The sequence below is a fragment of the Polaromonas sp. genome, assembly GCF_041689105.1.
Lineage (GTDB): Bacteria > Pseudomonadota > Gammaproteobacteria > Burkholderiales > Burkholderiaceae_C > Polaromonas.
On record NZ_JBDNGU010000072.1, the window covers coordinates 1 to 9,439 of the forward strand.

A 9,439-nucleotide genomic window follows, 5' to 3' on the forward strand; every position below is an offset into this window, starting at 1 on the left:
CCGTTGTGTCCAGGGTCTGATCAAGACAATGAAGGGCTTGCACTGTGGCTTTGGAAGATGGTTGACGCTTTTGCATGATGACCTCTTTCCTCACTAAATTGTGAGAGGGAGGTGATGCAAGTCATTCTGGCACGGGGGGCTTGGACCAAGGAGAACTCGGTCTCCGCGTTTCTGCGTTGGTCGTCATTCACGCACAGGTCTTCGACCGCCTGAGCTGGGACGCTGCCTTCGCGCATGGCCCGCAGCAAAAGAGAGCGGAGTCGGTCGCGCTTTTCCAAATTTTCAACGCGCAGCAAAGGAGCCGCGAAACTCGGAAGGAATGCTTCGAACTCTTCCCAATCGGCGGAGGAATCGATAGGCGCATGCTCCGAGATGGCGCCGTGGATCGCGATCGCCGGGAGGGCGAGAGAAGCGTCTCCAATCGGAGGGGCGCGTTCCACCTCCTCGACCCAACCTGAGAGATCGAACGGGGCGTCCAGCTCGTCCCATGCGTCTTCTGTCGTTGATTCCACATTCGGGAGCGACTGAATCGGCTCGTTGTGGATTAAGGCGCTATTTGCCGACGTAGGTTCTGTGTATTTCTGCGGAGCGATTGCTGGCGCAGGGGGTGGCGATGGCTCAAGGGCAAGCTCGATCACCTTGGCCGCTTCGGTGGCTCCTGCTGCTTTCGCCAGAGCCAGCGCGTCTCGCCCAGCGGCATCCACCAAGCGCGGGTCGGCGCTGCCATCCAGAAGAAGCTTGCAAATAACGGCCTTGTTTCGCGATGCCGCGATCATCAGCGGCGTGAGGCCCTTGTCGTCCCTGGAGTTGAGATTGTCGCCCCGGTCGATGTGCAGGCGTACCGAGCTCTCCACTCCGGTCAGCACCGCCATTTTGAGCAGGCGGTTGACGGAAGGCGAGATCGAAGCGTCCGTGAGAACCAACGCGAGCCCTAGAAGGGGAGTCCGACTGTCAATGGCGTGAAAATCCCGCAGCGCGGCTCTAACGAACCTCCATCGGTGGTCCTTTGTCGTCCTTTAGGCTGCTCGCTCCCATTCCCCATGGTGGCCACCTTCAATTTGTGTCAGCACGATTTTACAGGCGTAGGGGCCGATATCTACCCAATGGTCATAGACTTATGCACCAGGTTTTCATGGGCACAGATAAGGCACGACATGGGCACGCGTTTGGGCACAAAGCAAAACGCCCACATGAAGTGGGCGTTTGCTACCAGCCTTTACGGCTTGAGTGTTGGTTGCGCGGGCAAGATTTGAACTTACGACCTTTGGGTTATGAGCCCAACGAGCTACCAGGCTGCTCCACCGCGCGATATGTTCCTATTCTACTCTATTCTGCTTTTGCCATGTCGATAGTTTTGTCTTCAGTCACTTCCGGTCGATCTACGAGCTCGACCAACGCCATAGGTGCATTGTCCCCAACGCGAAAACCCATTTTCAGAATACGCGTGTATCCACCCGGACGAGCTTTGTAACGAGGACCAAGTTCGGCAAACAGCTTGACGACCATGTCGCGATCACGCAGACGATCAAAGGCCAATCGCTTGTTCGCAAGTGTTGGCTCTTTTGCCAGAGTAATCATGGGTTCCACCACGCGGCGCAGCTCTTTGGCCTTGGGCAGGGTTGTTTTAATCACTTCATGCTGAATCAGGGAATTCATCATATTGCGAAGCATGGCCAGCCGATGAGAGCTGGTCCGATTGAGTTTACGAAGTCCGTGTCCGTGTCGCATTGTGCTTTCCTTTCATTTCTATTTCAGGCAGCCGTATCAGGTACTGCCCGCGCACTGCGCCTCTTCGTGAGGCGTTTTCAAATTACCGCTTGTCCAAGCCTGCTGGTGGCCAGCTTTCGAGCCGCATGCCCAATGTCAGGCCGCGGGATGCCAGAACTTCCTTGATCTCATTCAATGATTTACGTCCAAGATTAGGGGTCTTGAGAAGCTCGTTCTCGGTACGCTGAATCAGGTCGCCAATGTAATAGATGTTTTCTGCCTTCAGGCAATTGGCGGAGCGAACCGTCAGTTCAAGCTCGTCCACTGGACGCAACAAAATAGGATCAAACTGCTGGGAGCTGCGTTGAACCGGCGCGTCGAACGCAGCCAGCTCATTGCCCTCAAGCTGCGCAAACACCGCAAGTTGTTCAACCAGAATCTTGGCCGAAGCGCGAACGGCGTCTTCCGCAGTAACAGCACCATTGGTCTCGATTTCAAGAACCAGCTTATCCAGGTCCGTACGCTGCTCAACGCGTGCGCTTTCGACCGTGTAGCTCACACGCTTGACCGGCGAAAAAGATGCATCAAGAACAATACGACCAATTGATTTTGTCGACTCATCCCCGTAGCGGCGCATGGTGCCAGGAACGTAACCCCGTCCGTTCTCAACCTTGATCTGCATATCGATTTTGCCGCCATGCGACAAATTGACGATCACGTGCTCAGGATTGATGATTTCCACATCATGCGGTGTCTGAATGTCGGCAGCAGTAACCGGACCTTCACCGTCTTTGCGCAGGCTCAACGTAACTTCATCACGATTGTGGAGTTTGAAGACCACACCCTTGAGGTTCAGCAGAATGTTCACGACATCTTCCTGCACACCATCAATCGAGGAATACTCATGCAACACACCAGCGATGGTGACTTCGGTCGCGGCATGCCCAACCATCGATGACAGCAAAACGCGACGCAGCGCATTGCCCAGTGTGTGACCATAGCCTCGCTCAAACGGCTCCAGCGTGACCTTTGCGCGATTTGCAGCAAGTTGTTCGACGTTGATTGTTTTTGGTTTAAGTAAATTTGTTTGCATGCATTCTTCCTCTCAATACCCTCGGCTCGTTACACCGATAAGGCCGGGTGAAGCGACCCTACGTTTGCAGTGCCCCGTAAACGCAGGAACGAAAATTAACGGGAATAAAGCTCGACAATCAACGACTCGTTGACGTCAGCGGCAAATTCATCGCGATCAGGCACCTTCTTGAAAATGCCTTCGCCTTTGTCAATGCTGACATCAACCCAAGCGGGCAGGCCAACCTGTTGGGCCAGCTGAAGTGCTTCCGTTACCCGCGTCTGCTTCTTGGACTTATCGCGCACGGCGATCACGTCACCGGTCTTGACCATGTAAGAAGGAATATTCACCGAACCACCATTGACCACGATCGCTTTGTGCGAAACTAGCTGGCGCGCTTCAGCACGTGTTGAGCCAAAGCCCATGCGGTAGACAACGTTATCAAGACGCGACTCAAGGATAAAAAGCAGATTGGCACCGGTGTTGCCCTTGCGACGATCTGCCTCTTCGAAGTAGCGCCGGAATTGCTTTTCAAGTACACCGTACATGCGCTTGACTTTTTGCTTCTCGCGAAGCTGAAGACCAAAATCGGAAGTTCGCATCCCGGAAGTCCGGCCGTGCTGGCCAGGTTTCGAGTCAAACTTTGCCTTGTCGCCAATCGCCCGGCGAGCGCTTTTCAGAAAAAGGTCTGTACCTTCACGACGGGATAGTTTGGCCTTGGGGCCTAGATAACGTGCCACTTGAATTCCTTATGTCATCTGCTGCAATAGATTGCAGGAGCCTTCGGTGTAAACCTAACGGCGGTGGGCTTGATAAAAGAGTCTACCGGGAAGTGTTGCCACGCATGCGACTGCGAGGCTACGCTCTCCCGGGCAACTCAACTTAAATACGGCGACGCTTTTGTGGGCGGCAGCCGTTGTGAGGAACTGGCGTCACATCAGCAATCGAATTGATTCGAATACCGAGCGCGGCAAGCGCCCTGACCGATGATTCGCGGCCAGGACCCGGCCCCTTGATCTCAACATCAAGATTCTTGATGCCTTGCTCAATAGCGGCGCGGCCGGCAACCTCCGAAGCAACCTGCGCTGCAAAAGGTGTCGATTTTCGCGAACCTTTGAAGCCTTGACCGCCCGACGAAGCCCACGACAAGGCATTGCCCTGACGATCCGTGATCGTGATGATGGTGTTGTTAAAGGACGCGTGAACGTGGGCGACACCGTCGGCAACGTTCTTACGTACTTTCTTGCGAACGCGTTGTGCTGCGTTACTGCTGGGGGCTTTTGCCATAACTACCTCTTACTCGATTATTTCTTCAGGGACGCCGCGGCCTTGCGCGGACCCTTGCGGGTACGTGCGTTGGTCCGCGTACGCTGCCCGCGCATGGGCAAACCACGACGATGACGGAAACCACGGTAGCAGCCAATGTCCATCAGGCGCTTGATGTTCATCGTGGTCTCACGGCGCAAATCACCCTCAATGGTGAACTGCGCGATCTGATCACGAATTTTTTCCAGGTCCCCGTCTGTGAGATCTTTGACTTTTTTGGAATACGCAATCTCACATGCCTCGCAAATTTTGCGAGCACGAGTGCGGCCGATGCCGAAAATAGCAGTCAAGCCGATTTCGGCATGCTGCTGCGGGGGAATATTGATACCAGCGATACGAGCCATATGCGTCCTCTAAAACTCTTGAAAATCAGCCTTGGCGCTGCTTATGGCGTGGATCCGTGCAAATCACACGGACAACACCCTTGCGACGGATGATTTTACAGTTGCGGCAAATTTTCTTAACCGAAGCTGAAACTCTCATTTCTTTCTCCTAAACTTCTGAACTGCGCTTATTTAGCGCGAAACACAATACGTGCCCGGGACAAATCGTAGGGCGTTAACTCAACCGTTACCTTGTCACCAGGAAGAATGCGAATGTAGTGCATGCGCATCTTTCCTGAAATATGACCCAGAACAACATGTCCGTTTTCCAGCTTCACGCGAAACGTCGCGTTGGGCAAGTTCTCCACAACCTCACCCTGCATCTGGATGACATCATCTTTCGACATGTATCAACCACCAGGTGACGTCTTGAAATTTGCTTTCTTCAACAGCGACTCATACTGCTGAGACATCATGTAGTTCTGCACTTGCGCCATGAAATCCATAGTCACAACAACAATAATCAGCAAGGAAGTACCGCCGAAATAAAACGGGACGTTGTACTTCAAAATCAAAAACTCCGGCAACAGGCACACAAAAGTGATGTAAATCGCACCGGCCAATGTCAGACGCACCAAAATCTTGTCGATATAGCGTGCCGTCTGATCACCCGGGCGGATGCCGGGAATAAACGCGCCGCTTTTCTTCAAGTTGTCCGCAGTCTCCCGACTGTTGAAAACCAGCGCTGTGTAGAAGAAACAGAAAAATATGATGGCACTGGCGTACAGCAATACATAAATCGGCTGGCCGGGCGTCAAAGTACCCGCTATGTCCCTGAGCCAACGCATCCCCTCGCCGGCACTGAACCAGCCCACAACGGTTGCAGGCAGCAAAATAATGGACGAAGCAAATATGGGAGGGATAACACCGGCCATGTTCAGTTTCAGCGGCAGGTGAGACGACTGCCCACCATAGACCTTGTTACCCACTTGGCGCCTGGCGTAGTTCACCAGAATCTTCCGCTGCCCCCGCTCCACAAACACCACAAAGTAAGTTACCAAGGCAACCACGACAATGATCGCGATGGCCACAAGGATGCTCATGGCTCCGGTACGCACCAGTTCAAGCAGGCCACCCAAGGCGCTTGGCAAGCCCGCCGCAATACCCGCAAAAATGATAATCGAAATGCCGTTTCCCAGGCCACGCTCAGTGATCTGCTCACCGAGCCACATCAGAAACATCGTACCCGCAGTCAAGCTGACCACCGCAGTCATCCGGAAGCCAAATCCAGGTGCAAGCACCAGGCCCGGCGAGCTCTCCAGCGCAATTGCAATACCCATGGACTGAAACAGCGCCAAGCCCAACGTTCCATAGCGGGTGTACTGTGTAATCTTGCGCCGCCCGGTTTCACCCTCTTTTTTCAGCTGCTCAAATGTCGGAACGACATAGGTCAGCAGTTGCATGATGATGGACGCCGAGATGTAGGGCATGATGCCCAGCGCGAATACAGTGAACCTCGAAAGCGCACCGCCCGAGAACATATTGAACAAGCTCAATATGCCACCCTGCTGCCCCTGAAAAAGCTGCTGCAATTGCCCCGGATCAATGCCGGGTACAGGAATATGTGCGCCCACCCGATAAACCACCAACGCAAGCAGCAGGAATACAAGCCGGTTGCGCAAGTCACCGAACTTGCCGGTTTTCGCAATTTGTGCGGAGGTGGTCGCCACTGATCGTTATCCGTCTGGTTTTCTTATGCGAGCATGCCGCCAGCAGCTTCAATGGCAGCTTTTGCGCCCGCAGTGGCGCCAATGCCATTGAGTTTCACGGCCTTTGTCAAGGCACCCGACTTGATGACTTTGACATTTTTTGCAATTTGGCCAACCAAGCCGGCAGCTTTTAGCGCCAGCAAGTCAACCTCGGCCAGACCCAGCTGCTCAAGCGCAGTCAAGGTCACTTCTGCATTGAACTTGAGGGACTGCGACTTGAAGCCGCGTTTTGGCAGGCGACGCTGCAAAGGCATTTGTCCACCCTCAAAGCCCACCTTGTGATAACCGCCAGCACGGGACTTTTGACCCTTGTGGCCGCGCCCTGCCGTTTTGCCCAGGCCCGAACCGATGCCGCGACCGACACGACGCTTCGCGTGCTTAGCGCCCTCAGCCGGCTTGATTCCGTTTAATTCCATCATAAGCTCCGCTTACAGCACCTTGACCAGGTAGCTGATCTTGTTGATCATGCCGCGAACAGCAGGCGTATCCTGCAGCTCGCTCTTGCTGTTGACACCACGAAGGCCCAGACCACGCACTGTGGCGCGATGGGATTCCTTGGTGCCAATCGGGCTGCGAACCAGGGTTACAGTGAGTTTTTTCTCTGTCGTCATTGGGTACCGCCTTAGCCGAAGATCTCTTCGACTGATTTGCCACGCTTGGCCGCGATGTCCGAAGCTGTTGTGGAGTTATTCAGCGCGTCCATCGTTGCACGCACCATGTTGTAGGGGTTGCTGGAACCATGGCTTTTCGCCACGATGTCAGTGATACCCATCACCTCAAACACAGCACGCATGGGGCCGCCCGCAATGATGCCGGTACCTTTGGCTGCCGGCATCATCATGACGCTGGCCGCACCCCAGTGGCCAAACACGTTGTGATGAATGGTGCCGTTTTTCAGCGAAACCTTGGTCATGTTGCGGCGTGCTTCTTCCATGGCCTTTTGCACCGCAGCCGGCACTTCTTTCGACTTGCCCTTGCCCATGCCTACGCGACCATCGCCGTCGCCAACCACGGTCAGCGCAGCAAAGCCGAGAATACGGCCGCCTTTAACAACTTTGGTCACGCGGTTGACCGCGATCATCTTTTCCTTCAGACCATCGTCTGGAGCGTCATTGTTCGATTTTGCTTGAAACTTAGCCATACTTAATTCCAGTCTGCTTAGAACTGCAAGCCAGCTTCGCGAGCCGCCTCAGCCAGCGCTTTAACGCGGCCGTGGTACGCAAAGCCAGCGCGGTCAAACGCTACTTTTTCCACACCTGCTGCTTTTGCCTTTTCGGCAATTCGCTTGCCAATGGCCTGCGCAGCAGCAACGTTTGCACCCTTGCCAGAAGCGCCGAGCTCCTTGCGGATTTCGACCTCTGCAGTCGAAGCGGATGCCAGGATTTTGGCGCCATCGCCAGAAATGACAGTCGCGTAAATATGCAGATTGGTCCGATTGACAGTCAGGCGGGCAACGCCTTGCGTGGCAATGCGAATGCGAGTCTGACGTGAACGACGAAGGCGCTGCTCTTTTTTGGTCAACATGGTGCAGCTCCTTATTTCTTCTTGGTTTCTTTGATCGTGATCTTCTCATCCGCATAACGGATGCCCTTGCCCTTGTAGGGCTCGGGAGGACGAACAGCACGAACCTCAGCGGCAATCTGGCCAACGCGCTGACGGTCGGACCCCTTGATCACCACTTCCGTGGGGGTCGGGGTCGTCACAGTGATGCCCGCAGGCATGTCCATGATGACAGGGTGCGAATACCCAACCGTCAGATTCAACTTGACGCCTTGGGCCTGCGCCTTGAAACCGACTCCCACCAAGCTCAACTTCTTCTCAAAGCCCTTGGTGACGCCGGTAACCATGTTGTTGACAAGCTGACGCATGGTGCCGCTCATGGCATTGGCCTCACGCGAATCATTGGCCGGTACAAACGTCAGCTGGCCGGCATCACTCTTGATGGTTACCAGGGCGTTCTGCGTCAGCGCCAGCGTGCCAAGGCTACCCTTGACATTGATCTGGTCGTTTTTCATCACCACGTCCACACCCTGAGGCACGACGACTGGCATTTTTGCTACACGAGACATTTCAATTACTCCTCGATGCCGCCGTTAAGCCACGTAACAAAGCACTTCACCACCGATACCGGTAGCGCGCGCCTTGCGATCAGTCATCACACCTTGGGGCGTGGTGACAATGGCAACACCCAGGCCATTCATGACCTGGGGAATGGCGCCGTGGCCTTTGTAGACGCGAAGACCGGGGCGGCTGACGCGCTCAATGCGCTCAATCACCGGGCGTCCTGCGTAATACTTCAGGGCGATTTCCAACTGGGGCTTGCCGTCGTCGGTCTTGACGGAGAAGCCATCAATGTAGCCCTCATCCTTCAGCACCTGCGCGATGGCAACTTTGACTTTTGACGACGGCACCAACACAACGGCTTTTTCAACCATTTGTGCATTGCGGATACGCGTCAGCATGTCGGCAATAGGATCACTCATGCTCATTTGTAGTTCTCCTATGCTTACCAGCTTGCCTTGGTGATACCAGGGATATCACCAGCAAAAGCCAACTCGCGGATCTTGGCGCGAGCCAGGCCGAATTGACGGAATGTGCCACGCGGACGCCCCGTGATCGCACAGCGGTTGCGCTGGCGGGTAGGGTTCGCATTGCGGGGCAGCTTTTGCAACTCCAGACGGGCCAGGGCGCGCTCTTCATCGGAGCGCTTGGCGTCGTTGGACGTTGCTTTGAGTTCTGCGTATTTCTTGGCAAACTTGGCAGCGAGTTTTTCGCGCTTCAGTTCACGTTGCAATAAAGCCTGTTTTGCCATGCCCGCCTCAGTTCTTGAACGGAAAACGAAAGCCGGTGAGGAGCGCCTTGCACTCTTCGTCGGTCTTAGCCGTGGTGGTGATGCTGATATTGAGACCACGCAAGGCATCTACCTTGTCGTATTCAATTTCAGGGAAAATAATCTGCTCTTTCACGCCGATGTTGTAATTGCCACGGCCATCAAAAGCGCGGCCGGAGATGCCGCGGAAGTCACGGACGCGGGGCAGCGCCACAGTCACGAAGCGATCCAGGAATTCATACATCTTGACGCCGCGCAGGGTCACCATGCAGCCGATGGGCAGGTCTTCGCGGATCTTGAAACCGGCGATAGCCTTCTTGGCCTTGGTGACAACAGGCTTCTGGCCGGCGATCTTGGTCATGTCGCCAACGGCGTTGTCCATGACCTTTTTGTCGGCAACCGCCTCGCTCAC

17 protein-coding genes and 1 tRNA gene are annotated in these 9,439 nt (G+C 54.8%); all 18 read right to left on the reverse strand.

Features of this window, described 5'->3' with window-relative positions; all coding sequences use genetic code 11:
• Positions 1–20 precede the first annotated feature (20 nt).
• Positions 21–872, reverse strand: coding sequence for an ankyrin repeat domain-containing protein (locus ACESMT_RS06655; RefSeq protein WP_372825789.1), 852 nt, complete (start codon positions 870–872; stop codon positions 21–23).
• Between the two features lie 359 nt (positions 873–1,231).
• A tRNA-Met gene (locus tag ACESMT_RS06660) sits at positions 1,232–1,308 on the reverse strand.
• A gap of 18 nt (positions 1,309–1,326) precedes the next feature.
• Positions 1,327–1,728 (reverse strand): 50S ribosomal protein L17, encoded by a 402-nt coding sequence (gene rplQ, locus ACESMT_RS06665; RefSeq protein ID WP_372825790.1) that lies wholly within the window; start codon positions 1,726–1,728, stop codon positions 1,327–1,329.
• Between the two features lie 82 nt (positions 1,729–1,810).
• Positions 1,811–2,800, reverse strand: coding sequence for a DNA-directed RNA polymerase subunit alpha (gene rpoA / locus ACESMT_RS06670; RefSeq protein ID WP_077592473.1), 990 nt, complete (start codon positions 2,798–2,800; stop codon positions 1,811–1,813).
• A gap of 95 nt (positions 2,801–2,895) precedes the next feature.
• Entirely contained in the window at positions 2,896–3,519 is a 624-nt protein-coding gene (gene rpsD, locus ACESMT_RS06675; protein ID WP_372825791.1) for a 30S ribosomal protein S4, read from the reverse strand.
• A gap of 142 nt (positions 3,520–3,661) precedes the next feature.
• Positions 3,662–4,066: a 30S ribosomal protein S11 gene (rpsK, locus tag ACESMT_RS06680; protein WP_077592475.1), complete on the reverse strand. Its 405-nt coding sequence runs from the start codon at positions 4,064–4,066 to the stop codon at positions 3,662–3,664.
• A gap of 17 nt (positions 4,067–4,083) precedes the next feature.
• The gene (rpsM, locus tag ACESMT_RS06685; protein WP_372825792.1) at positions 4,084–4,449 is read right to left on the reverse strand and encodes a 30S ribosomal protein S13; all 366 of its coding nucleotides are present in this window, start codon (positions 4,447–4,449) and stop codon (positions 4,084–4,086) included.
• 25 nt (positions 4,450–4,474) lie between these two features.
• Positions 4,475–4,588, reverse strand: a complete 114-nt coding sequence (gene rpmJ / locus ACESMT_RS06690; RefSeq protein WP_011481465.1) for a 50S ribosomal protein L36 — start codon at positions 4,586–4,588, stop codon at positions 4,475–4,477.
• Positions 4,589–4,616: 28 nt separating this feature from the next.
• Positions 4,617–4,835 carry a translation initiation factor IF-1 gene (gene infA, locus ACESMT_RS06695; RefSeq protein ID WP_007869286.1) on the reverse strand — a complete coding sequence of 73 codons (219 nt, stop codon included), beginning with the start codon at positions 4,833–4,835 and terminating at the stop codon, positions 4,617–4,619.
• A gap of 3 nt (positions 4,836–4,838) precedes the next feature.
• Positions 4,839–6,158: a preprotein translocase subunit SecY gene (gene secY / locus ACESMT_RS06700; RefSeq protein ID WP_372825793.1), complete on the reverse strand. Its 1,320-nt coding sequence runs from the start codon at positions 6,156–6,158 to the stop codon at positions 4,839–4,841.
• 23 nt (positions 6,159–6,181) lie between these two features.
• Positions 6,182–6,613, reverse strand: coding sequence for a 50S ribosomal protein L15 (gene rplO / locus ACESMT_RS06705; RefSeq protein WP_372825794.1), 432 nt, complete (start codon positions 6,611–6,613; stop codon positions 6,182–6,184).
• A gap of 12 nt (positions 6,614–6,625) precedes the next feature.
• A complete protein-coding gene (gene rpmD / locus ACESMT_RS06710; protein ID WP_372825795.1) occupies positions 6,626–6,808 on the reverse strand; it encodes a 50S ribosomal protein L30 in 183 nt (60 codons plus the stop codon).
• Positions 6,809–6,819: 11 nt separating this feature from the next.
• Positions 6,820–7,338 (reverse strand): 30S ribosomal protein S5, encoded by a 519-nt coding sequence (gene rpsE, locus ACESMT_RS06715; RefSeq protein WP_188709721.1) that lies wholly within the window; start codon positions 7,336–7,338, stop codon positions 6,820–6,822.
• Positions 7,339–7,355: 17 nt separating this feature from the next.
• The gene (rplR, locus tag ACESMT_RS06720) at positions 7,356–7,721 is read right to left on the reverse strand and encodes a 50S ribosomal protein L18 (protein ID WP_372825796.1); all 366 of its coding nucleotides are present in this window, start codon (positions 7,719–7,721) and stop codon (positions 7,356–7,358) included.
• Positions 7,722–7,732: 11 nt separating this feature from the next.
• Positions 7,733–8,266 carry a 50S ribosomal protein L6 gene (gene rplF / locus ACESMT_RS06725; protein ID WP_372825797.1) on the reverse strand — a complete coding sequence of 178 codons (534 nt, stop codon included), beginning with the start codon at positions 8,264–8,266 and terminating at the stop codon, positions 7,733–7,735.
• A 24-nt stretch (positions 8,267–8,290) separates the two neighbouring features.
• Positions 8,291–8,686, reverse strand: coding sequence for a 30S ribosomal protein S8 (gene rpsH / locus ACESMT_RS06730; RefSeq protein WP_077592483.1), 396 nt, complete (start codon positions 8,684–8,686; stop codon positions 8,291–8,293).
• A 17-nt stretch (positions 8,687–8,703) separates the two neighbouring features.
• Complete coding sequence (rpsN, locus tag ACESMT_RS06735) at positions 8,704–9,009, reverse strand: 30S ribosomal protein S14 (protein WP_011481458.1); 306 nt, start codon at positions 9,007–9,009, stop codon at positions 8,704–8,706.
• 7 nt (positions 9,010–9,016) lie between these two features.
• Positions 9,017–9,439 (reverse strand): 50S ribosomal protein L5 (rplE, locus tag ACESMT_RS06740; RefSeq protein WP_372825798.1); only part of this gene is annotated, 423 nt, incomplete at its 5' end.